Here is a 22925-nt window from a genome sequence, read left to right as displayed (position 1 = left end):
AGCGAGGAGAGCGTCGTGAGCACCACCGAGACCGAGGGCCGGATCTACGACGTCGCCGGTCAGGACTGGGACGAGCTGGTCAAGACCGTCAGCGAGTCGGCCGACGAGCGCCTGGTCGTCAACATGGGCCCGCAGCACCCGTCGACCCACGGCGTGCTCCGGCTCGTGCTGACCCTCGACGGCGAGACCGTGACCGAGGCCCGCACGGTGATCGGCTACCTGCACACCGGCATCGAGAAGAACATGGAGTATCGGACGTGGACCCAGGGGGTCACGTTCGTCACCCGCATGGACTATCTCGCGCCGATCTTCAACGAGACCGCCTACTGCATGGGCGTCGAGAAGCTCCTCGGGATCACCGACAGGATCCCGGACCGGGCGCAGGCCATCCGGGTCCTGACGATGGAGCTCACCCGGATCTCCTCGCACCTGGTCGCGATCGCGACGTTCGGCATGGAGCTGGGCGCGACGACGCCGATGCTGTTCGGCTTCCGCGAGCGCGAGATGGTGCTCGACCTGATGGAGTACATCACCGGTCTGCGGATGAACATGGCGTACGTCCGGCCGGGCGGCGTCAGCGTCGACCTGCCGGCCGGCGCGGTCGACAAGATCGGCGAGTTCCTCAAGATCATGCCGGGGCGGATCAAGGAGATGCGCAAGCTCCTCGACGCCAACCCGGTCTACACCCGGCGCACCAAGGACGTGGCCTACCTCGACCTGACCGGCTGCATGGCGCTCGGCGTCACCGGGCCCATGCTGCGCGCCGCCGGCCTGCCGTGGGACCTGCGCAAGTCGCAGCCCTACTGCGGCTACGAGACGTACGAGTTCGAGGTGCCGACGCAGAACACCTGCGACGTGTACGGCCGCTACCTCGTCCGCGTGGCCGAGATGGAGGAGTCCCTCAAGATCATCGAGCAGGCGCTCGACCGGCTGTCCGGCCCGCTCAAGGGCGGCCCGGTGATGATCGAGGACAAGAAGATCGGGTGGCCGTCGCAGCTCGCGCTCGGCCCCGACGGCCTCGGCAACTCGCCCGACCACATCGCCCACATCATGGGCAGCTCCATGGAGGCCCTGATCCACCACTTCAAGCTGGTGACCGAGGGCTTCCGGGTGCCGGCCGGGCAGGCGTACGCCTCGGTCGAGTCCCCGCGCGGCGAGCTCGGCGCGCACGTGGTCAGCGACGGCGGCACCCGGCCCTACCGGGTCCACTTCCGCGACCCGTCGTTCACGAACCTGCAGGCGGTGCCCGCGACGTGCGAGGGCGGCATGGTCGCCGACGTCATCTCCGCGGTCGCCTCGATCGACCCGGTCATGGGAGGTGTGGACCGATGAGTTACGCGCCCGAGGTCCGCGAGCGTCTGGAGACGGACGCCAAGGAGATCATCGGCCGCTACCCCCGGCCGCGTTCGGCGCTGCTGCCGCTGCTGCACCTGGTGCAGTCGGAGGACGGCTACATCTCCGACGACGGCCAGGAGTTCTGCGCCGAGATGCTGGGCCTGTCCAAGGCCGAGGTCGTGGGCGTCGCGACCTTCTACACCATGTACAAGCGCAAGCCCGCCGGCGAGTACAACGTCGGCGTCTGCATCAACACGCTGTGCGCGGTCATGGGCGGCGACGAGATCTGGGAAGAGCTCAGCGAGCACGTGGGCGTCGGCCACGACGAGACCACGGCGGACGGCAAGATCACGCTGGAGCGGCTGGAGTGCAACGCCGCCTGCGACTTCGCGCCGGTCATGATGGTCAACTGGGAGTTCTTCGACAACCAGACGCCGGAGTCGGCCAAGCAGCTCGTCGACGACCTGCGTGCGGGCAAGGAGGTCGCGCCCACGCGCGGCCCGCGCCGGCTGTGCACGTTCAAGGAGGCGTCCCGGGTCCTCGCCGGTCTGCCCGACGGCCAGGCCGGTGACGGCCCGTCGGCCGCCGGCCCGTCGCTGGAGGGCCTGAAGGTCGCCAAGGCCAACGGCTGGGAGGCCCCCAAGGCCGAGGGGAGCGCGGAATGACCACCCTTACGCCGGTCCTGACCAAGAACTGGGACCGGGCCGACTCGTTCACCCTCGACGGGTACGGCGAGTACGCGGCCGCGAAGAAGGCCCTGGGCATGGAGCCCGACGCCGTCATCCAGATGGTGAAGGACTCCGGCCTGCGCGGCCGTGGCGGCGCGGGCTTCCCGACCGGCATGAAGTGGGGCTTCATCCCGCAGGGCGACGGCAAGGCCCACTATCTCGTGGTCAACGCCGACGAGTCCGAGCCGGGGACCTGCAAGGACATCCCGCTCATGATGGCCAACCCGCACGCGCTGGTCGAGGGCGTGATCATCGCGTCCTATGCCATCCGGGCCAACCACGCGTTCATCTACATCCGCGGCGAGGTGCTCCACGTCATCCGCCGGGTGCAGGCCGCGGTCCGGGAGGCGTACGAGAAGGGCTACCTCGGGACGGACATCCTCGGCTCGGGCTACGACCTCGAACTCGTCGTGCACAGCGGCGCCGGGGCGTACATCTGCGGCGAGGAGACCGCGCTGCTCGACTCGCTGGAGGGCTACCGCGGCCAGCCCCGGCTCAAGCCGCCGTTCCCGGCGGTCGCCGGCCTGTACGCGTGCCCGACCGTGATCAACAACGTCGAGTCGATCGCGAGCGTGCCGAGCATCGTGGCCAACGGCGCCGACTGGTTCGCCGGGATGGGCACCGAGAAGTCCAAGGGCTTCGGCATCTTCTCCCTGTCGGGCCACGTGACCCGGCCGGGCCAGTACGAGGCCCCGCTGGGCATCACGCTGCGCGAACTGCTCGACATGGCGGGCGGCATCCGCGAGGGCCACGAGCTGAAGTTCTGGACGCCGGGAGGCTCCTCGACGCCGATCTTCACGGCCGAGCACCTCGACGTGCCGCTCGACTTCGAGTCGGTCGGGGCCAAGGGCTCGATGCTGGGCACCCGCGCCCTGCAGATCTTCGACGAGACGACCTGCGTGGTCCGGGCCGTCCTGCGCTGGACCGAGTTCTACGCGCACGAGTCCTGCGGCAAGTGCACCCCGTGCCGCGAGGGCACCTACTGGCTCAAGCAGGTGCTCAAGCGGCTGGAGAAGGGCCAGGGCTCCGAGGAGGACCTGGCCACGATCACCGACATCGCCGACAACATCCTCGGCCGCTCGTTCTGCGCCCTCGGTGACGGTGCCACGAGCCCGATCCACTCGTCGGTGAAGCAGTTCCGCGACGAATACCTCAAGCACTTCGAGATCGGCGGCTGCCCGTTCGATCCCGCCGCTTCCACGGTGTGGGGGTCCAAGTGACAGTTCAGACGACGCAGCCGGAGCAGCCGGTCGTGGACATGGTCACCCTGACCATCGACGGCTTCCAGATCAGCGTCCCCAAGGGCACGCTGATCATCCGGGCCGCGGAGCTGCTGGGGATCCAGATCCCCCGGTTCTGCGACCACCCGCTGCTCTCGCCGGCGGCCAACTGCCGTCAGTGCCTGGTCGACATCCCGGACGCGGGCAACGGCCGCGGCTTCCCCAAGCCGCAGCCGTCCTGCGCGATCGAGGTCGCCGAGGGCATGGTGGTCAAGACGCAGCTCACCTCGCCGGTGGCCGAGAAGGCCCAGCGCGGCGTGATGGAGATGCTGCTGCTGAACCACCCGCTCGACTGCCCGGTCTGCGACAAGGGCGGCGAGTGCCCCCTGCAGAACCAGGCCATGTCGAACGGCCAGGGCGAGAGCCGGTTCGTCGAGCAGAAGCGGACGTTCGAGAAGCCCGTCCCGCTGTCGAGCGAGGTGCTGCTCGACCGCGAGCGCTGCATCCAGTGCGCGCGCTGCATCCGGTTCTCCGAGCAGATCGCCGGTGACCCGCTCATCGACTTCTTCGAGCGCGGGGCCAAGGAGCAGGTGGGCGTCGCCGACGGCGAGCCGTTCCAGTCCTACTTCTCGGGCAACACCATCCAGATCTGCCCGGTGGGCGCGCTGACCGGCGCGGCCTACCGGTTCCGCTCCCGCCCGTTCGACCTGGTCTCCACGCCGAGCGCGTGCGAGCACTGCGCGTCGGGCTGCTCGCTGCGCACCGACCACCGCCGCGGCAAGGTCACCCGCCGCCTGGCCGGGGACGACCCGCAGGTCAACGAGGAGTGGAACTGCGACAAGGGCCGGTGGGCCTTCACCTACGCCACCGCGCCCGACCGCCTGCGGTCGCCGCTGGTCCGTGACGAGAGCGGCAAGCTCGTCCCGACCTCCTGGCCGGACGCGCTGGCCGTCGCCGCCGAGGGCCTGCTGCGGGCCCGCGGCAAGGCCGGCGTGCTGGTCGGCGGGCGCCTGACGGTCGAGGACGCCTACGCCTACAGCAAGTTCGCCAGGATCGCCCTCGGCACCAACGACATCGACTTCCGGGCCCGCCCGCACTCCGAGGAGGAGACGCGCTTCCTCGCCCACGCCGTGGCCGGCAAGGGCATCGAGGTCTCCTACGCCGACCTGGAGACGGCCCCGGCCGTGCTCCTGGCCGGGTTCGAGCCCGAGGAGGAGTCGCCGATCGTCTTCCTGCGCCTGCGCAAGGCGGCGCGCAAGCGGGGCCTGAAGGTCTACTCGCTGGCGCCGTTCGCCACGCCGGGCCTGGCCAAGATGAAGGGCACGCTGATCCGCACGCGGCCCGGCGCCGAGGCCGAGGCGCTCGGCGACCTCGTCGGCGGCGACCTGCTGCCCGAGGGCGCGATCATCCTCGCGGGCGAGCGGCTCGCCACCGCCCCCCGGCGCCCTGTCCGCGCTCGTACGGCTCTCGCAGGCCACCGGCGCCCGGCTCGCCTGGGTGCCGCGCCGGGCCGGTGAGCGCGGCGCGCTGGAGGCGGGCGCCCTGCCGGGCCTGCTGCCGATCGGCCGCCCGGCCGCCGACGAGACCGCCCGCGCGGAGGTCGCCCGGGTGTGGGGCGTCGCCTCGCTGCCCGAGGAGCCCGGCCGCGACACGGCCGGCATCATCGAGGCCGCGCTGAACGACGAGGTCGACGCGCTGGTCGTGGCGGGCGTGGACCCCTACGACCTGCCGACCCGGCCAGGGCCCTGGCGGCGCTGGAGAACACGCCGTTCATCGTCAGCCTGGAGATCCGCGCCAGCGCGGTCACCGACCGGGCCGACGTGGTCCTGCCGGTCGCCGCGGTGGCCGAGAAGTCCGGCACGTTCGTCGACTGGGAGGGCAGGGGCCGCTCGTTCGGCGTGGCCACGGCCGTCCCGGGCCTGATGAGCGACCTGCGCGCCATCGCCTCGATCGCCGACCAGATGGACGTCCACCTCGGCCTGCCCGACCCCGCTGCCGCCCGGCGCGAGATGGCCGCGCTCGGCGCGTGGAAGGGCACCCGCCCGGCCGCGCCCGCGGTCACCGGCCGCCCGGTCAGGGAGCCGCAGGCGGGCGAGGCGGTGCTGGCGACCTGGCACCTGCTGCTCGACGACGGCCGGATGCAGGACGGCGAGCCCTACCTGGCGGGGACCGCCCGCAAGGTGGCGGCGCTGCTGTCGGAGGCGACGGCCGCCGAGATCGGCGCGGTGGACGGCGGGAAGATCACCATCGGCGACGACGTGGTCGTCCCGGTGCGGATCGCGGACCTGCCCGACCGGGTCGTGTGGCTGCCGTCCAACTCCGCCGGCCTGTCGGTCACCCGCGACCTGCGCGCGGTGGGCGGCGACATCGTAACGATCGGGAGCGTGTCGTGAACAACGTACCCACGCTGAACGACTTCGGCCATGATCCCCTGTGGATCAGCATCATCAAGGCCGTCGCGATCTTCGTGTTCCTGATGCTGGGCGTGCTGTTCGGCGTGTGGACCGAGCGCAAGCTCATCTCGCGCATGCAGCACCGCTACGGCCCCAACCGGGCAGGCAAGTTCGGCCTGCTGCAGTCGGTGGCCGACGGCCTGAAGATGGGCCTGAAGGAAGACATCATGCCACGCACCGTGGACAAGGTGATCTACTTCCTGGCCCCGGTCATCATCGCCGTCCCGGCCTTCCTGGCCTTCTCCGTCGTGCCGTTCGGGCCGATGGTGTGGATGTTCGGCCACAAGACGCCGCTGCAGCTCACCGACCTGCCGGTCGCGGTCCTGCTGGTCCTGGCCACCGCCTCGATCGGCGTCTACGGCGTCGTGCTCGCCGGGTGGGGCTCCCGCTCGCCGTACGCGATCCTCGGCGGCCTGCGCTCCAGCGCCCAGGTCGTGTCGTACGAGATCGCGATGGGCCTGTCGTTCGTCGCGGTGTTCCTCCAGGCGGGCACGCTGTCCACCTCGGAGATCGTGGCGAAGCAGGCGAGCGGCGGCACCTGGGACATCTTCGGGCTGTCGATCCCGGCGCCGTCCTGGTACGTGGTCTCGCTGATCCCGTCCTTCCTGATCTACGCGATCACGATGCTGGGCGAGACGAACCGCGTGCCCTTCGACCTCCCCGAGGGCGAGGGCGAGCTGGTCGGCGGCTTCCACACCGAGTACTCCTCCTCGCTGAAGTTCGCGATGTTCATGCTCGCCGAGTACGTGAACGTCTTCACGGTCTCGGCGATGGCGATCACGCTGTTCTTCGGCGGCTGGCGGGCCCCGTGGCCGATCTCCCTGTGGGACGGCGCGAACTCCGGCTGGTGGCCGATGCTGTGGTTCTTCATCAAGCTGGTCATCGCGTTCGGGTTCTTCGTCTGGGTGCGCGCCTCGCTGCCGCGTGTCCGGTACGACCAGCTGATGGCCTTCGGCTGGAAGGTGCTGATCCCGCTCAACCTGGGCTGGATCCTGCTGGCCGCCACGTTCAAGGCGCTGCGCATGCCCGAGGCCGACCGGGCGATCATCCTGACCATCGGGGCGGTCGTCATCATCGGCGCCTTCGCGATCTGGCTGCGATTCGACACGGTCAACCAGCGCCGCAGGGAGGCCAAGGCGGCCGCTATCGAGGAGGAGTTCGAGCAGCTGCGCGAGGAGCCGACCGCGGGCGGGTTCCCGGTGCCGCCGCTCGACGCCCCGCACTACCACGGAGTCGTGCCCGCCGCGCGCCTCAATTCCGACGCCGCCAAGGAGGTGACCAGTGGGAGCAACTGATTGGCTGAACCCGATCAAGGGATTCGGCGTCACCTTCCACCACATGTTCAAAAAGCCGGTGACCGTCAACTATCCCGAGGAGAAGCGGCCCACCGCGCCGCGCTTCCACGGGCGGCACCAGCTGAACCGGTGGCCCGACGGCCTGGAGAAGTGCGTCGGCTGCGAGCTGTGCGCCTGGGCCTGTCCGGCCGACGCCATCTACGTCGAGGGCGGCGACAACACCGACGAGGAGCGTTACTCGCCGGGTGAGCGGTACGGCCGCGTTTACCAGATCAACTACCTGCGCTGCATCCTCTGCGGGCTGTGCATCGAGGCGTGCCCCACACGGGCGCTCACGATGACCAACGAGTACGAGCTCGCCGACTCCAGCCGCGAGTCGTTGATCTACACCAAGGAGATGCTCCTCGCGCCGCTCGGACCGGGCATGGAGCAGCCGCCCCACCCGATGCGCCTCGGCGAAACCGAGGAGGACTACTACCGGTTGGGTCGAAGCAATGGGTGAGTCCATCACGTTCTGGGTGCTCGCGGTCGTCTCGGTGATCGCCGCGCTCGGACTCGTCTTCAGCCGCAGGGCCGTCTACTCGGCCCTCATGCTCGGCGTCGTCATGCTCTCGCTGGCGGTGCTGTACGCGGTTCAGGACGCTCCGTTCCTGGCGGCGGTGCAGATCATCGTCTACACCGGCGCGGTCATGATGCTGTTCCTGTTCGTGCTCATGCTCGTGGGCGTGGACTCGTCCGACTCCCTCGTGGAGACGATCAAGGGCCAGCGGTTCTGGGCCATCGTGGGCGGGCTCGGCTTCGCCGTCCTGCTCGCCGCCGGAATCGGCAACGCGGTCGTCGGCCCGGCCAAGGGCCTGGCCGCGGCCACGCAGGCGGGCAACGTGCCCTCCCTGGCCGAGCTGATCTTCACGCGCCACGTGTTCGCCTTCGAGGTCACCTCGGCGCTGCTGATCACCGCCGCGCTCGGCGCGATGGTGCTCGCGCACCGGGAGCGCGCCGAGGCCAAGCCGACGCAGAAGGACCTGTCCCGGCAGCGCTTCGTCGCCTTCGGCAGGACGGGCAAGAACCCGGCGCCGCTGCCCGGCCCCGGCACCTACGCCCGGCACAACGCCATCGACATGCCGGCGCTGCTGCCCGACGGGTCGGTCTCGCCGCTGTCGGTCAACCGGTACATCGCCCGGTACGAGGAGTCCCAGGGCATCCTGCCCCCGGAGGTCGCCCGCGTGCTGGAGCAGGAGGAGGCCGCGCAGCAGCGCGCCGCCGGGCACACCAACGGCCACAGCACGCCCACCGTGGCCGAGGAGGCCAGGGACGGCGGCCCCGACACCGAGCCCATGGACGAAGAGGGTGTCGTGGCCGGCCGGGTCGTCCGCCCGCGCGGTGAGTCCGTGAGGGAGTCCCTGAGCGAGGAGGACGGCAAGTGACCACGCACTATCTGGTGCTCTCCGCGCTGCTGTTCGCCATCGGCGGCGTCGGCGTGCTCGTACGGCGCAACGCCATTGTCGTGTTCATGTGCGTCGAGCTCATGCTCAACGCCTGCAACCTGGCGTTCGTCACCTTCGCCCGGCAGAACGGCAACCTCGACGGCCAGCTCATCGCGTTCTTCGTGATGATCGTGGCCGCCGCCGAGGTGGTCATCGGCCTGGCCATCATCGTGACGATCTTCCGAACCCGCAGGTCCGCGTCGGTCGACGACGTCAGCCTGCTGAAGTACTAAGAGGTGGCCGTGGAACCCGCTGAGATCATCCAGCACTCCGGCGGAGCGATCGGAGCAGCCTGGCTCATGATCGCTCTGCCCCTGGTGGGAGCGGCGGTCCTCCTGCTTGGCGGCCGGAGGACCGACAAGTTCGGCCACCTGCTGGGCGTGCTCATGGCCGTCGCGTCCTTCGTGGTGGCGGCGCTGTCGTTCGCGCAGCTGCTCGGCTTCGCCCCCGGCGAGCGCCGCCGCGGGATCGAGCTGTACGACTTCATCCCGGGCCTGGCGAAGGTGGGCCTGCTGGTCGACCCGCTCTCGATCTCGTTCTGCCTGCTGATCACTTTTGTGGGCTCGCTGATCCACATCTACTCGATCGGCTACATGGCGCACGACCCGAACAGGCGGCGGTTCTTCGCCTACCTCAACCTGTTCGTCGCCGCGATGCTCCTGCTGGTGCTGGCCGACAACTACGTGGCCCTGTTCGTCGGCTGGGAGGGCGTCGGTCTGGCGTCGTACCTGCTGATCGGGTTCTGGCAGCACAAGCCCTCGGCGGCGACCGCGGCCAAGAAGGCGTTCATCGTCAACCGCGTCGGCGACTTCGGCCTGCTGATCGGCATCTTCACGATCTTCGCGACGTTCCACACGCTGGCCTTCAACGACGTCCTCGCGAACGCCGACAAGGCGTCCTCGGGCACGCTCACCGCGATCGGCCTGCTGCTGCTGGTCGGCGCCTGCGGTAAGTCGGCGCAGCTCCCGCTGCAGTCCTGGCTCCTCGACGCGATGGAGGGCCCGACCCCGGTCTCGGCGCTCATCCACGCCGCGACCATGGTCACCGCCGGCGTCTACCTGATCGTCCGGTCCGGCCCGATCTTCCAGGGCGCCGAGACCGCGCAGCTCGTGGTGACGATCGTCGGCGTCGCGACGCTGCTCGCCGGTGCGATCATCGGTACCGCCAAGGACGACATCAAGAAGGCGCTGGCCGGTTCGACGATGTCGCAGATCGGCTACATGGTGCTCGCCGCGGGCATCGGCCCGGCGGGCTACGCCTTCGCGATCGCGCACCTGATCACGCACGGCTTCTTCAAGGCCGACATGTTCCTCGGCGCGGGCTCCGTCATGCACGCCATGAACGACGAGGTCGACATGCGCAAGTACGGCGCGCTGCGCAAGGTCATGCCGGTCACGTTCGCGACGTTCCTCATCGGCTACCTGGCGATCATCGGGTTCCCGCTGCTGTCCGGCTACTTCACCAAGGACGGCATCATCGAGACCGCGATGGAGCACAACGCGATCCTCGGCTGGCTGGCCGTGCTCGGCGCGGGCATCACCGGCTTCTACATGTCGCGTCTGGTGTTCATGACGTTCTTCGGCGCCAAGCGCTGGGAGCCCACGGCCCACCCGCACGAGTCGCCCGCCGTCATGACCTGGCCGCTGATCATCCTGTCGGTCGGCGCGATCGGGCTGGGCGCGTTCCTGGTGCTGGGCAACCGGTTCATGACCTTCCTCTCGCCGGCCGTCGGCGCGCCGGAGGAGATGCCGTCGTTCCACCCGTTCAGCCTCACCGGTCTGGTCACGCTCGCGCTCGTCGCGATCGGCGCGGCCTTCGCCTGGGTCAAGTACGGCAGGGCCGAGGTGCCCGCGGTCGCCCCGCGCGGCTCGTTCCTCACCGTCTTCGCCCGTCGTGACCTGTACGGCGACGCCCTGAACGAGGCGCTGTTCATGCGCCCCGGCCAGTGGCTGACCCGCCTTGCCGTGTTCTTCGACAACCGCGGCGTCGACGGCCTCGTGAACGGCCTGGCCGCCGGCATCGGCGGCACGTCCGGGCGGCTGCGCAGGGTCCAGACCGGGTTCGTCCGCTCGTACGCGCTGTCGATATTCCTGGGCGCCGCCGTCCTGGCCGGTGCCTGGCTCGTCGTAGGGAACCTGTGATGCCCTGGCTTTCAACCCTGATGGGCGTGTCCGTACTCGGCGCGCTGGGCGTGACCCTTGTCCGCAACGACAAGCTCGCCAAGCAGTTCACCCTCGTGGTGTCGCTGATCGTGCTGGCGCTGACCGTCGCCATGGCGGTCCAGTTCAGCCCGAACGGCGACAAGTTCCAGTTCGCCGAGAAGTACGACTGGATCCCCGCGTTCGGCGTGCACTACGGCGTCGCCGTGGACGGCATCGCCCTGGTGCTGATCCTGCTGTCGGTGATCCTCGTGCCGATCGTGGTGCTCGCCTCCTGGCACGACGCCGAGGCGGGCAAGCGCTCGGTCCGGACGTACTTCTCGCTGCTGCTCGTGCTCGAGGCCATGATGATCGGCGTCTTCGCGGCGACCGACGTCTTCCTCTTCTACGTCTTCTTCGAAGCCATGCTGATCCCGATGTACTTCATGATCGGGTCGTACGGCGGGGCGCAGCGGTCGTACGCGGCCGTGAAGTTCCTGCTGTATTCGCTGTTCGGCGGGCTCCTGATGCTGGTGGCGGTGATCGCGCTCTACTCGATCGCCGGCAAGGGCACGTTCATGTTCTCCGACCTGGTCGGGACCATCCAGGACGTGACGACGCAGAAGTGGCTGTTCCTCGGCTTCTTCATCGCCTTCGCGATCAAGGCGCCGCTGTGGCCGTTCCACACCTGGCTGCCGGACGCCGCCGCGCAGGCCCCGGCCGGCGCCGCCGTCCTGCTGGTCGGCGTGCTGGACAAGGTCGGCACGTACGGCATGCTGCGCTTCTGCCTCGAACTCTTCCCCGACGCCGCGAAGTTCTTCACGCCGCTGGTCATCACGCTGTCGGTGATCGGCATCGTGTACGGCGCGATCGTGGCCATCGGGCAGACCGACATGAAGCGGCTCATCGCGTACACCTCGGTGTCGCACTTCGGCTTCATCGCGATGGGCGTGTTCGCCATGACCACCAGCGCGGGCTCGGGCGCCACGCTCTACATGGTCAACCACGGCTTCTCGACCGGCGCGCTGTTCCTGATCGCGGGCTTCCTCATCTACCGCAGGGGCTCGCAGTTCATCGCCGACTACGGCGGCGTGCAGAAGGTGGCCCCGATCCTCGCCGGGACGTTCCTGGTGGCCGGTCTGTCCAGCCTCTCGCTGCCCGGTCTCAGCACGTTCGTCAGCGAGTTCATGGTGCTGACCGGCACCTACCAGCGCTACGTCGTCCCGGCCGTGATCGCGACGGTCGGCGTCATCCTCGCCGCGATCTACATCCTGTGGATGTACCAGCGGACGATGAACGGCCCGACGGCCGAGTCGGTCAAGTCGCTGCCCGACCTCAACGCCAGGGAGAAGTGGGTGGTGGCGCCGCTCGTCGCGCTGCTGCTGGTGTTCGGCTTCTATCCCAAGCCGCTGCTCGACGTGATCAACCCCGCCGTGAAGGACACGCTGTCGAGCGTCTCCGTCACGGACCCGAAGCCGGCCGTACCCGTTGCTCAGGAGGGCCAGTAGTGAACGGCACCATTCAGGCGCCGAGTATCGAGTACGCCCTGCTGGCGCCGGTACTCGTCGTCTTCGGCGCGGCGATCGTCGGCGTGCTGGTGGAGGCATTCGCCCCGCGCTACCTGCGCTCGGCGATCCACCTGCCGCTCACGCTGCTGTCGCTGGCCGGCGCGTTCGCGCTGGCCGTCTGGCAGGCGGTCAAGGGCGTGCCCACCAAGCCCGCCGCGATGGGCGCGGTGGCCGTGGACGGCCCGGCCCTGTTCATCTGGGGCACGATCCTCATCCTGGCCTTCGTGAGCGTGCTGCTCATCAAGGACGAGGAGCACTTCGTCGGCTCCGCGGCGGCCGTGCCCGGCTCGGCCGAGGAGGAGCAGTCGCTCGTCGAGCGCGCCGCGCACACCGAGGTCTACCCGCTGCTGCTGTTCGCGGTCGGCGGCATGCTGCTGTTCCCTGCGGCAAACGACCTGCTCGTGGCGTTCGTCGCGCTCGAGGTCATGTCGCTGCCGCTGTACCTGCTGTGCGGCCTGGCCCGGCGTCGCCGCCTGCTGTCGCAGGAGGCCGCGGTCAAGTACTTCCTGCTCGGCGCGTTCTCCTCGGCCTTCTTCCTGTACGGCACGGCCCTGATCTACGGCTACGCCGGGTCGATCGACCTCGCGAAGATCAACCAGGCGCTGGGGTCGGTCGGCGGCCAGGACACGCTGCTCTACATCGGCGCGGCCATGCTCGGCGTCGGCCTGCTGTTCAAGATCGGTGCCGCGCCGTTCCAGGCGTGGAAGCCGGACGTCTACCAGGGCTCGCCCACGCCCATCACCGCGCTGATGGCCTCCGGCACCCTGGTGGCCGCCTTCGGCGCGCTGCTGCGGGTGTTCTGGGTCGGCCTGGGCGGTCTCGACTGGGACTGGCGTCCGGTGCTCTACGGTGTGGCGATTCTCACGATGGTGGTCGGCGCGGTCCTCGCGATCACGCAGACCGACATCAAGCGGATGCTGGCCTACTCGTCGATCGCGCACGGCGGCTTCCTGCTCATCGGTGTCATCGCCACCGGCCACACCCAGGCGGAGAACACCTCGGCCCTGTCCGGCCTGCTGTTCTACCTGGTGGCGTATGGTTTCACCACGGTCGGCGCGTTCGCCATCGTCACGATGGTGCGCGACGCGGGCGGCGAGGCGTGGCACCTGTCCCGGTGGGCCGGGCTGGGCAAGCGGTCGCCGCTGCTGGCCGGGACGTTCGCGTTCTTCCTGCTGGCCTTCGCCGGCATCCCGCTGACCAGCGGGTTCTTCGGAAAGTACGCGATCTTCCAGGCGGCCGTCGCCAACGGCGCCACGCCGCTGGTCATCATCGGTGTGGTGGCCTCGGCCGTCGCCGCGTTCTTCTACGTCCGTGTGATCGTGCTGATGTTCTTCAGCGACCCGGCCGCCGACGGCCCGTCCGTCGTGCTGCCCTCGCGGGGGACCGCGGCTGTGGTCGGTATCGCGGCATTGGCTACGGTAGTTCTCGGGGTGTACCCCCAGCCCGTGCTGGACCTCGCGCACACGGCTGCACAGTCCCTGTTCGTCCGATAGGAGATCTCCGTATGGCCGCGCCGCCCGTAGTGGACATTCCTCTCGTCGACGAGCGGCTGGCCGACGACCTCGCGGGCGGGCTCGCGGCGGTGGAGAAGCTGCTGCTCTCGTCGGTCGAGAGTGAGGACGCCTTCGTCACCCAGACGTCCAGGCACCTCATCGAGGCGGGCGGCAAGCGGTTCCGGGCGATGCTCGTGCTGCTGGCCGCCCAGTTCGGCAACCCGGACGCCCCGGGCGTCGTGCCCGGGGCCGTCGTCATCGAGCTGACCCACCTGGCCACGCTCTACCACGACGACGTGATGGACGAGGCCCCGGTGCGCCGGGGCTCCCCGTCCGCCAACGCCCGGTGGGACAACACCGTGGCCATCCTCACCGGCGACTACCTGTTCGCCCAGGCGTCGGAGATCCTCGCCGACCTCGGCAGCGAGCTCATCCGGATCCAGGCGCGTACGTTCTCCCGCCTGGTGCGCGGCCAGATCCGCGAGACGATCGGGCCCGCCGAGGGCCGCGACGCGATCGCCCACTACATCAGCGTGCTGGCGGACAAGACCGGCTCCCTCATCGCCACCTCGGGCCGCTTCGGGGCCATGCTCGCGGGCGCTCCCGCCGACGTGGTCGAGCGCCTGGCCGACGCCTGCGAGGCGATCGGCGTGGCCTGGCAGCTCGGCGACGACCTCATCGACGTGGCCGCGCCCACGGCCGACTCGGGCAAGACCCCCGGCACCGACCTGCGCGAGGGCGTCCGCACGCTCCCCGTGCTGTACGCCCTGGCCTCCGACGACCCCGCCGACTCCCGGCTGCGCACCCTGCTGTCGGGGCCCGTGGCCGAGGAGGACGTCGAGGAGGCGCTGACGCTGCTGCGGGCCAACCGGGCCATGGACCAGGCCCGCGAGGAGCTCGTCCGCTGGACCGACCGGGCCAAGGAGGCCCTCGCCGGCCTGCCCGACATCCCGGCCCGTACGGCCCTCATCGCCCTGTGCGACTACGTCGTCGAGCGCACGGGCTGACCATCTCGTAGGGGATCATTGGCTGGGTGAGGATCACCCGGCTCGCCGCCTTGTGCCTGGTAGCCGTCACGGCCTGCGGCGCTACGCCACACGCGGACACATCCGCCCCCCGGACGCCGGGGAGTTCGACGCCCGCTGGCGCCGTCATCGTGGACAAGGACCAGGTCCTCACGCGTGGGGAGGGAGAGGGCTCGGCGCAAGCCCTGTTCGACGCCATCGCCAGGGCGGCTTCGCCCGAACCGGGTTCGCCCGCGCCGGGTTCGCCCGCGCCGCATGAGGAACGACCGGACCCCACCCCTTCAGAGTCGGAGGAACTGATGGGCTGGGCGCTGAAGGAAGGCGAACCCATCCCCGTGCCCAATCCGGGCACTGGAGGTGCGAATCCGCGCCTGCTGTCGGCGCTGCTCACGGATTTCGGTCCGGCGCACGAATCGGATGCGACCCCGGGGGCGGTGGTCGGCCTGCCGGCCCCCGTCGGCGACGCGTCGCTGTTCATCGGACTTCGGGTGATGAGCAGCCCCCTGCACGGGCCCTCCCTGTGTGGGAAATGGACCTCGGGGACATGGAGCACCGTACTGCGGGACTTCGACCAGCGAGGCGTGTGGATCGCGGCGACGCAGTTGACGAACCCGCCGGATACGAGGGACCCACTCATGTTCGGCGAATCCATCATCACCGGGCCGGCCGAGATGCTGGACCACCTGGCTGACACCGGCGGTGTGGAGTCGTGCCGGAGGCTGAAGGGGATTCGGGTCGGCACCGGAGCGGTGGAGCCGTTCCCGGTGCCGCGGCTGGGCACCCGCTCCTGGGCCTTCCGGCTCGTCGAGGAGAAGTCGGTGACGCAGTGGGCCGAGGTGGTCCAGACGCCACGCTACGTGCTGGAGATCCGGATTCCCGGTCAGTGGCCGAAGCCGCGCATCGACCCCGCCGTACTGCTGCCGCGCATCGCCGAGGCCGCGTACGCCAGGGCCGAGGCGGCTCTGGGATAGCGCAGCGCTAGCGCTGGGCCGCGAGCCACTCGTCGAACGTGGTCGGCGCGATGCGGGCGCCCTCGCCGGGCAGCAGCACGTCGCCGGCCATCTCCGTGCCGAAGAGTCCCGACCAGGTCGGCACGAGCTTCACCGTCCGGCCGCGTGCCGCGTAGGTGCGCCGGGCCATGTCGACGAGGTCCTGGGGCTCGGGACCGGCCACGTCGGCGTAGCGACCCCGCGGCTCGCCCACCGCGATCTCGGCCAGGACGTCGGCCACGTCCGCGGGCGCGATCGGCTGCACCAGCAGCGGTGCGATCGTGGCGACGCCGTCCTGCTCGGTCCACCCCGCCACCATCTCGGCGAAGTCGTGGAACTGCGCGACCGGGACGATCGTGTACGGCACGGAACCGGCGGACACCAGGCGCTCCTGCTCCCGCTTGCCGGCGTAGTGGGCGTTGCCCTCCACCCGGTGGATGCCGATGATCGAGAGCAGCACGTGGTGGCGGACGCCCGCCCGCTCCTCGGCGGCCAGCAGGTTCCTGGTGGTCGTGCCGAAGTACGCCACCGACTCGTCCCGGTCGGTCGCCTCTGAGCTGATCGCGTCGACCACCGCCTCGACGCCGTCCAGGGCCTTGTCGAGTCCCTCGCCCGTCATCAGGTCCACGCCGAGGGAGCGGCTGATCCGTACGACGTCGTGCCCGTTCCGCTCGAGAGCGGCGACGGTGAGCGACCCGATGTTCCCGGTGGCGCCGGCGACTGCGATGCGCATGGTTTCTCCTTCGCTAGACGCCTCGGATGCTATCTCGGACAAAATAGATCCGCAATCTCTCCAATACACTGGAGGGCATGAAGCTGCCTGCGAGCACCGAGTGGGTGTTGCACTGCGCCGCCACGCTGGCGCAGCTCGAGCCGGGAGCCAGCGCGTCGGCGGCGCAGCTCGCGGAGTATTACGACGTTCCGGCGCCCTACCTGGCCAAGCAGTTGCAGGCGCTCGTCAGAGCCGGCGTGCTGGCCGCGATGACGGGGCCGCGAGGCGGGTTCCGGCTCGCCCGGGCGGCCTCCGACATCACGATGCTGCAGATCGTCGAGGCGGTCGACGGCGCCTCCTCGCCGTACGAGTGCCGCGAGATCCGTCAGCAGGGACGGGGGGCGCTGCCTCCCGAGGACTGCCGGCGCATCTGCGTCATCGCCGACAAGATGGCCGAGGCGCACCGCGCGTGGCGCAGCAGTCTCGCAGGGGTCACGCTCGCCGACATCCTCGCCGAGCTGCCCTCATGGGCGCCTGCCCGCACCCGGTCACGCCTGTCGGCGACACGGTGACCTCAGTGGCCGGCGAGGAGTTCGGCGACGGGGGCGAGGGCGTCGGCGAAGAAACCGTTGACGGTGATGTAGGACAGGCCCAGCTCGTCGCGGCGGCGCAGCAGCGTGTCGGCCATCTCGCGGGGCGAGCCGCGCAGCACGGCGGCGGCGTCCGCCGACGTGGTCCTGAGCCCCTCGGGCACCCACGGGGGCGGTTCGTCGCCCACCTGGAGCAGGTTCATGCTCAGCTCGATGTCGTCGAACCTCGCCCCGGCCAGTTCGCGCAGCGTGCCGACGGGCCCGCGCAGGCCATCCTCCGGCGTGTCGGCCGGTACGGCGAGCGCGACGATGTCCGCCTCCTCCGCGGCCAGTGCCAGCATGCGGCGGCCGGCGCCCGCGACCAGGATGGGCGGCCCCTGACGCTGCACGGTGGTCCTGCTCCCGGCGAAGGCCGCCCGCACCTCGCCGATCACCGACCGGACCAGCGCGACGCGCTCGCCCGCCGTGCCGTACGGCATGCCGAGCGCCCGGGCCTCCTCCTCGGCGGCGGGGCGGCCCGCTCCCACGCCGACCTCCAGCCGTCCGCCGGACAGGAAGTCGAGCCCGGCGAGCTCGTGCGCGAGCTGCGGGGGATTGCGGTAGGGCGCGGCCAGCACGAACGTGCCCACGCGCAGCCTCGTCGTGACGGTGGCCGCGGCGGTCATCGCGAGCAGCGGCGGCAGCGTCGCCAGGGTGTCGGGGACGAGCAGGGTCGAGTAGCCGAGGTCCTCGGCGCGGCGGGCCGTCGCCGTCCACGCGGCGGCGTCCTGGGCCAGACCGGCGACGATCCCGAAACGGAATTCCTTGCTCATGCCGCCGATCCTCGCCGTTCCGGCCGGTCCCGTCGTCCTCCCGCCGGAGGCGGACCCGGTACTCCGGGGGGTGTACTCAGACGGTCTCGAGCGCGGCCGCACGCTCCTGCCGGGAGACGCGGGCGGAGCGGACGCTGTCCCAGGTGAAGACGCTCAGTGCGAGCCAGACGACCACGAACCCGGCCCACCGGCTGACGGGCATCGTCTCGTGGGCGATCAGCACCCCGCACAGGAACTGCAGCACCGGAGCGATGTACTGGAGCAGGCCGATGACGGTGAGCGGAACCCGCAGCGCGGCGGCCGTGAAGAGCATCAGCGGCACCGCGGTGATGAGGCCGGACACCACCAGCAGCAGCGCGTGGCCGAGACCGTGGCCGGCGAAGGTCCCGGTGCCGTTCGACTGCAGGACGAGCAGGTAGCCCAGGGCCGGCACCAGCAGCACGAGCGTCTCGATCGTCAGGCTCTCCGCGCTGCCCACCCCCGCCGCCTTCTTGATCAGCCCGTACGTGCCGAAGCTGACGGCGAGCGCGAGGGCGATCCAGGGGAGACGCCCGTAGCCGAGCGTCAGGATGATGACCGCGAGCGTGCCGAGCCCGACGGCGATCCACTGCCACAGGCGCAGCCGCTCGCGGAAGATCAGCACTCCGAACAGCACGCTGACCAGGGGGTTGATGAAGTAGCCGAGCGCGCTTTCCACCACGTGACCGGCGTTGACGGCGTAGATGTAGACGCCCCAGTTGACCGAGACCGTGACGGCCGCGAGGGCGAGGAGGATCAACTGGCGGCGCGTCATGGCGCGGATCCACGACCAGTGGCGGCGTACGGCGAGGACCGTGACCACCACGACCAGCGACCAGACCATCCGGTGAGCGAGGATCTCCACGGCGCCGGACGGCTTGAGCAGAGGCCAGTAGAGAGGGAACAGGCCCCACATAGTGTAGGCGGCGACGCCATAAAGGACACCGCGGCGCGTATCAGGCATGAACCCCATCTTCGCTGCTTACCTAGATTCAGCACAAATAAGGGTCTCTACGTCTGAGGTTTAGCGGCGCTTATGTCAGGAACAAGCTCGCCGGGCGTCTGGTTGGTGATGGCAGAGCGGAAGGAAGGTGCGTGATGGGCTGGCTGTTCGGCACAGACAAGACGACGATGGTGGACCCCGCGGACGCCCTGCCGGGCCGTGCCGAGGTCATGCCGGTGGCCACCCGCCACCAGGTCCTCGGCGGGCCGCTGGCTCCGCCGTACCCCGAGGGTACCGAGATCGCCGAGTTCGGGCTGGGCTGCTTCTGGGGTGCCGAGCGTAAGTTCTGGCAGACCCCCGGGGTCGTCTCGACCGCCGTGGGCTACGCGGGCGGCTACACGCCGAACCCTACGTACGAGGAGGTCTGCACCGGCCTGACCGGGCACACCGAGGTCGTCCGGGTGGTCTTCGACCCGGCGGAGGTGTCGTACGAGGAGCTCCTCAAGGTGTTCTGGGAGGCCCACGACCCCACCCAGGGCATGCGCCAGGGCAACGACGTCGGCACGCAGTACCGGTCGGCCATCTACACCCACGGCCCGGAGCAGGCCAAGGCGGCCGCGACGTCCCGGGACGCGTACCAGGAGGTGCTCACCAAGGCCGGGTACGGCGAGATCACCACCGAGATCGCCCCCGCCGGCGATTTCTACTTCGCCGAGGATTATCACCAGCAATACCTTTTCAAGGTGCCGAACGGCTATTGCGGTATCGGCGGCACCGGTGTCTCCTGCCCCGTCGGCCTCACCACCGGCGAAGCCTGACCTGCGGTAACTGGCTGATCCTGGCCCGTGGCCGCCGCGCAAGGCAGGTCATGGGCCATTCCCAACGTCCATCCCGCAAGGGCGCTGGTTGGACCGGCGGTGTCCTCCATGTGCCAGCGGTTATCAAAGACCTACGCCGACTGCTCGACTTGCTTAACCCGGTGCTCGCTGCACACTTGTCGCATGGATCAAGGGGTGGCAGCGCTGGTTGCTGGGGTCGTGGGAATGATCGGGGCCCTCGGTGGCGCAGCAGCAGGTGGGTATGCGGCAGTTCGAGGAGCACGTATCGGGGCGGAGAAGACAGCTGAGGCGACTCGTCAACAGGTTAAGGATCAGGCCGCTGCAAACCACGCACAATGGCTAACGGACCTACGTAGGGAAAAGTACTCCGCTTTAGTGCGGACAAGTGTCGACTTTGCCTTGCAGATCGGGCCGCTCATCTCCTTCGAGAGGCGCCGGGACGATCCGAATTCGCGTCTCAACGGCTGCGGACCTCGCGGAGAACGTTGGACACGAACCGTATGACGACCCCAGGGGGAGGATGGAGTATCGCCATAGCCTTCACCGGGAAGCATTCGACAGAGCCCGAGCGATCGAAGACGCAGCGAGGGCAGAGCTCGGGCTACCTCCGCGCGAGGAGCGCACGCGGCAATAGGTCGGCTGCAGGTATCTGAAAGATGCGGGGACTTAATCGCGATGCCACGCCCCTACCAGTGGAAACTCTTGCACAGCTGCCGGGCAGGGGGGCATCGCCGCCAGACCGATGAAGGTGCTCATGGGTTGGAAGAAGCGAGTGCATGAGCTGGAATAAGGTTAGCCACCAGCCTGGAGCGATGTCGGTCTCGAATGCCGGCTCGAGCTCGCTGAGTATCCACGGCGTGAGTCGGAGTGCTTCGAAGGAGACACGCCGGTGCCGATCGCGGGATAGACGGGCTTCACTGAAGGCCTTATCTGTAAGGTCGAGCACTGCCTGTTCTGTATAGATTGCTGTACAGTGGTTGTATGACCGTGCTGCACGAAGCTGCCGAGTTGAGTGTCACAGAAGCGGCTCAGCGTGGGGTGGCCCGTCTGGTCGCCGACGCTGAGCGTGGGACCGATCTGGTGGTCACCCGTCGGCATCAGCCGGTGGCCGCGGTCGTCAGCATTCGTCGCCTGGAAGAGTTGGAGAAGGCCGCCGCCGACCTCAGGGACTTGGCGCTCGTGCTCGCACGCTCGGTCACCGACACCGGAGAGCGTGTCCCACTCGACGACGTGCTCTCCGCTTTCGGGCACACGCGGGAGTCGCTGGCCGCGCTGCCGGACGACGAGTAGCCCGTGTCGGACGTCGTCTTCACCGCCCCGGCGGTTGATGACCTGCGGCGAATCGGTCCGGATGCCGTGCCGAAGGTGCTCAAGAAGATCCTTTTGCTGTTGGACAATCCGGAGGCCGGCTATCCACTGGGCGGGGAGCTGACCGGCTTTCGCAAGCTCGTGGTCGGGCGTAACACCTGGCGGGTCGTCTACCGCATCACCGAGGACAAGTCGATCGAGATCTGCGAAGTATGGGCCGTCGGGGAAAGAGCCGACGCCGAGGTGTACGCCGAGGCGACAGCCAGGGTCCGTGCCGCTGGAAAGGGCCGTCCCGAGGTAGTGCAGCTTGGCCAGATCATCGAACGCCTGGGCGCGCTGGCCGATCACGTTCGCGTCGAGCAACCGCCCCCCAGGGAGCCGGTGCCGGATTGGCTCGCGGATCGCTTGATCTACACCGTCGGTATGTCTCGCGAAGACGTCGCCGCCCTCGACTTGCAGCAGGCGGTCGACCTCTGGGCTGACTTCCGGTCCAAGCCACGCTAGCGGCGACTTATTGCCCAAAGAGAACCGCTACCACCAGCAGTACCTTTTCAAGGTGCCGAACGGCTATTGCGGTATCGGCGGCACCGGTGTCTCCTGCCCCGTCGGCCTGGCGACCTCCAGCGGCGAGTAGCGGCATTGTGAGACCTCCGAGCGGCGTCGCGCTGCTCGGAGGTTTCGTGTTCCGGTACCGATGGTTTACTACTCGAAGTAGTAAACTGGCGTCATGAGTACGCCTGAACACGCCTTCCCGCCGGGGGAAGGGCCCGCTGCCAAGGTGAGCGTCTCCTTGCGGGCCGGCAACATCCGTGCCATCAAGGAGCGCGTCGGCGCGCGCGGGTTCTCCGCGTACGTCGACGCCGCTGTGGAGCGGCAGATCGAGCGGGACCTGCTGGAGGAGGCCCTGCAGGCGAACGAGAACGAGTGCGGTCCCATCCCGCAGCACCTGCGGGACGAGGCCGAGCAGCTGTTCCGTAGCGTGAAGTCCGCTCCGGAGCTACAGGAGGAGCGTGGATGGCACGCGCACGAAGCAAGCTGAGTGCGGGGACGGTCATCCTGGACTCCGAGGGACTCTCGAAGTGGTGCGCAGCCGACCAGCGAGTCACGGCGATCGTCCGAGAGGCGCAGAACAACGACTTCCGCGTTGTTATCAGTGCGTTGACGCCTATCGAGGCCTTCGACGACCGGGTGACAAACGATCGATTGCGCTGGCATCTGTCCCGGCTGCGTGTCGAGCCGGTGACCGAGGAGGTCTCCGTCCACGCGCTGGATCTGCTCCGTGAGAGCGGTCTTCACGGCCACAAGTACGCGATCGATGCCGTCGTGGCCGCCACGGCTCTTCGCTCCACCCGGCCCGTCATCGTCCTCACCTCGGACGAGGACGACATGAGCAAGATCTGCGGAAAGGCAGTCCGCCTCGTGCGGGTGTAGGTGCTGAATTATTGCCCCAGCGATACGACTACCACCAGCAATACCTTTTCAAGGTGCCGAACGGCTATTGCGGTATCGGCGGCACCGGTGTCTCCTGCCCCGTCGGCCTGACCATCGACGAAACCTGACCTGTGGTAACCGCCTGATCCTGGCCCTCGATTGCCCGGCTAACCCGGTGCCAACCGAGGGCCAGAGTCGTTTTCGGCGAGAACCTCCACTACAAGGCCGGACCGCTGCATGTTCCCCCGATGCACGCCCGGCGCGTTCGACGCGGACTGAACGTTTCAGCGTCGTGGCCTTGGCTCCTTTCGGCCGCCGATCGGCTCGCCGGATGAGCGGACGGTCGCGTTCACCCAGGCCGAGGCGGCCACCGGCGTGGTGCACGACCGGCCACCGCAACAAAGGTGAGCACACCGCGTCTCGCATGGCGAACGCCGCACCGGGCGACCGATCGCGACCGCCCCACTTAGGTCCTGTTTCTTGGATCACGTGCGGAGCCAGATCACCAGGGCTGCCACGGTCACGGTGCCGAGATAGATGTAAG

21 protein-coding genes and 3 pseudogenes are annotated in these 22925 nt (G+C 69.2%); 21 read left to right on the top strand and 3 right to left on the bottom strand.

The window, feature by feature from the left end; all coding sequences use genetic code 11:
- Positions 1 to 15 precede the first annotated feature (15 nt).
- The 13 genes and pseudogenes from B1L11_RS17765 (at position 16) to B1L11_RS17705 (ending at position 15710) form a co-directional block, all read left to right on the top strand.
- Positions 16 to 1332: an NADH-quinone oxidoreductase subunit D gene (locus tag B1L11_RS17765; RefSeq protein WP_079315568.1), complete on the top strand. Its 1317-nt coding sequence runs from the start codon at positions 16 to 18 to the stop codon at positions 1330 to 1332.
- Positions 1329 to 2000, top strand: coding sequence for an NADH-quinone oxidoreductase subunit NuoE (nuoE, locus tag B1L11_RS17760; protein ID WP_079315516.1), 672 nt, complete (start codon positions 1329 to 1331; stop codon positions 1998 to 2000). Before B1L11_RS17765 ends, nuoE begins: the two co-directional genes overlap by 4 nt.
- Positions 1997 to 3283: an NADH-quinone oxidoreductase subunit NuoF gene (gene nuoF, locus B1L11_RS17755; protein ID WP_079315515.1), complete on the top strand. Its 1287-nt coding sequence runs from the start codon at positions 1997 to 1999 to the stop codon at positions 3281 to 3283. The genes nuoE and nuoF overlap by 4 nt, the downstream gene beginning before the upstream one ends.
- A pseudogene (locus B1L11_RS17750) lies at positions 3280 to 5676 on the top strand (NADH-quinone oxidoreductase subunit G). Before nuoF ends, B1L11_RS17750 begins: the two are co-directional and overlap by 4 nt.
- Positions 5673 to 7031, top strand: coding sequence for an NADH-quinone oxidoreductase subunit NuoH (gene nuoH / locus B1L11_RS17745; RefSeq protein ID WP_079315514.1), 1359 nt, complete (start codon positions 5673 to 5675; stop codon positions 7029 to 7031). The pseudogene B1L11_RS17750 and the gene nuoH overlap by 4 nt, the downstream one beginning before the upstream one ends.
- Positions 7018 to 7533 carry an NADH-quinone oxidoreductase subunit NuoI gene (gene nuoI / locus B1L11_RS17740; RefSeq protein WP_079315513.1) on the top strand — a complete coding sequence of 172 codons (516 nt, stop codon included), beginning with the start codon at positions 7018 to 7020 and terminating at the stop codon, positions 7531 to 7533. The genes nuoH and nuoI overlap by 14 nt, the downstream gene beginning before the upstream one ends.
- A complete protein-coding gene (locus B1L11_RS17735; protein ID WP_079315512.1) occupies positions 7526 to 8455 on the top strand; it encodes an NADH-quinone oxidoreductase subunit J in 930 nt (309 codons plus the stop codon). Before nuoI ends, B1L11_RS17735 begins: the two co-directional genes overlap by 8 nt.
- On the top strand, positions 8452 to 8748 hold the full coding sequence (nuoK, locus tag B1L11_RS17730) for an NADH-quinone oxidoreductase subunit NuoK (protein ID WP_030506864.1): 297 nt from the start codon (positions 8452 to 8454) through the stop codon (positions 8746 to 8748). The genes B1L11_RS17735 and nuoK overlap by 4 nt, the downstream gene beginning before the upstream one ends.
- A 66-nt stretch (positions 8749 to 8814) precedes the next feature.
- On the top strand, positions 8815 to 10656 hold the full coding sequence (nuoL, locus tag B1L11_RS17725; protein WP_079315567.1) for an NADH-quinone oxidoreductase subunit L: 1842 nt from the start codon (positions 8815 to 8817) through the stop codon (positions 10654 to 10656).
- Positions 10656 to 12161, top strand: coding sequence for an NADH-quinone oxidoreductase subunit M (locus tag B1L11_RS17720; protein ID WP_079315511.1), 1506 nt, complete (start codon positions 10656 to 10658; stop codon positions 12159 to 12161). Before nuoL ends, B1L11_RS17720 begins: the two co-directional genes overlap by 1 nt.
- Positions 12161 to 13714 (top strand): NADH-quinone oxidoreductase subunit NuoN, encoded by a 1554-nt coding sequence (gene nuoN, locus B1L11_RS17715; protein WP_079315510.1) that lies wholly within the window; start codon positions 12161 to 12163, stop codon positions 13712 to 13714. Before B1L11_RS17720 ends, nuoN begins: the two co-directional genes overlap by 1 nt.
- Before the next feature lie 11 nt (positions 13715 to 13725).
- Positions 13726 to 14721: a polyprenyl synthetase family protein gene (locus B1L11_RS17710; protein ID WP_079315509.1), complete on the top strand. Its 996-nt coding sequence runs from the start codon at positions 13726 to 13728 to the stop codon at positions 14719 to 14721.
- Positions 14722 to 14870: 149 nt separating this feature from the next.
- Entirely contained in the window at positions 14871 to 15710 is an 840-nt protein-coding gene (locus B1L11_RS17705) for a hypothetical protein (protein WP_143737341.1), read from the top strand.
- Positions 15711 to 15717: 7 nt separating this feature from the next.
- Here B1L11_RS17705 and B1L11_RS17700 read toward each other — a convergent pair whose 3' ends face one another.
- Positions 15718 to 16461, bottom strand: coding sequence for an SDR family oxidoreductase (locus B1L11_RS17700; protein ID WP_079315507.1), 744 nt, complete (start codon positions 16459 to 16461; stop codon positions 15718 to 15720).
- A 77-nt stretch (positions 16462 to 16538) separates the two neighbouring features.
- On the opposite strand from B1L11_RS17700, the gene B1L11_RS17695 reads away from it, so the two are divergent.
- Positions 16539 to 17012: an Rrf2 family transcriptional regulator gene (locus B1L11_RS17695; RefSeq protein ID WP_079315506.1), complete on the top strand. Its 474-nt coding sequence runs from the start codon at positions 16539 to 16541 to the stop codon at positions 17010 to 17012.
- 2 nt (positions 17013 to 17014) lie between these two features.
- On the opposite strand, the gene B1L11_RS17690 is transcribed toward B1L11_RS17695, so the two are convergent.
- Complete coding sequence (locus tag B1L11_RS17690; RefSeq protein ID WP_079315505.1) at positions 17015 to 17842, bottom strand: TIGR03621 family F420-dependent LLM class oxidoreductase; 828 nt, start codon at positions 17840 to 17842, stop codon at positions 17015 to 17017.
- 76 nt (positions 17843 to 17918) lie between these two features.
- Positions 17919 to 18824: an EamA family transporter RarD gene (rarD, locus tag B1L11_RS17685; RefSeq protein WP_079315566.1), complete on the bottom strand. Its 906-nt coding sequence runs from the start codon at positions 18822 to 18824 to the stop codon at positions 17919 to 17921.
- Positions 18825 to 18958: 134 nt separating this feature from the next.
- Between rarD and msrA the strand changes: the two genes are divergently transcribed.
- From msrA to B1L11_RS51110, 7 genes and pseudogenes are all read left to right on the top strand, one after another.
- On the top strand, positions 18959 to 19621 hold the full coding sequence (msrA, locus tag B1L11_RS17680) for a peptide-methionine (S)-S-oxide reductase MsrA (protein WP_079315504.1): 663 nt from the start codon (positions 18959 to 18961) through the stop codon (positions 19619 to 19621).
- A 1002-nt stretch (positions 19622 to 20623) separates the two neighbouring features.
- Positions 20624 to 20932 (top strand): type II toxin-antitoxin system prevent-host-death family antitoxin, encoded by a 309-nt coding sequence (locus B1L11_RS17675; RefSeq protein WP_079315503.1) that lies wholly within the window; start codon positions 20624 to 20626, stop codon positions 20930 to 20932.
- A gap of 3 nt (positions 20933 to 20935) precedes the next feature.
- The gene (locus B1L11_RS17670; protein ID WP_079315502.1) at positions 20936 to 21454 is read left to right on the top strand and encodes a type II toxin-antitoxin system RelE/ParE family toxin; all 519 of its coding nucleotides are present in this window, start codon (positions 20936 to 20938) and stop codon (positions 21452 to 21454) included.
- Positions 21455 to 21482: 28 nt separating this feature from the next.
- Positions 21483 to 21584 (top strand): annotated as a pseudogene (locus B1L11_RS51115) (peptide-methionine (S)-S-oxide reductase); the annotation flags it as partial.
- Between the two features lie 93 nt (positions 21585 to 21677).
- The gene (locus tag B1L11_RS17665; protein ID WP_079315501.1) at positions 21678 to 21989 is read left to right on the top strand and encodes a hypothetical protein; all 312 of its coding nucleotides are present in this window, start codon (positions 21678 to 21680) and stop codon (positions 21987 to 21989) included.
- Positions 21965 to 22381, top strand: coding sequence for a PIN domain-containing protein (locus B1L11_RS17660; protein ID WP_079315500.1), 417 nt, complete (start codon positions 21965 to 21967; stop codon positions 22379 to 22381). Before B1L11_RS17665 ends, B1L11_RS17660 begins: the two co-directional genes overlap by 25 nt.
- A gap of 26 nt (positions 22382 to 22407) precedes the next feature.
- Positions 22408 to 22509, top strand: a pseudogene (locus B1L11_RS51110) (peptide-methionine (S)-S-oxide reductase); the annotation flags it as partial.
- Positions 22510 to 22925: the final 416 nt, after the last annotated feature.

This window comes from Microbispora sp. GKU 823 (assembly GCF_002027145.1).
Lineage (GTDB): Bacteria > Actinomycetota > Actinomycetes > Streptosporangiales > Streptosporangiaceae > Microbispora > Microbispora siamensis.
Note: the sequence above shows the minus strand (reverse complement) of the source record. Positions and strands in the feature narration are given on the sequence as shown.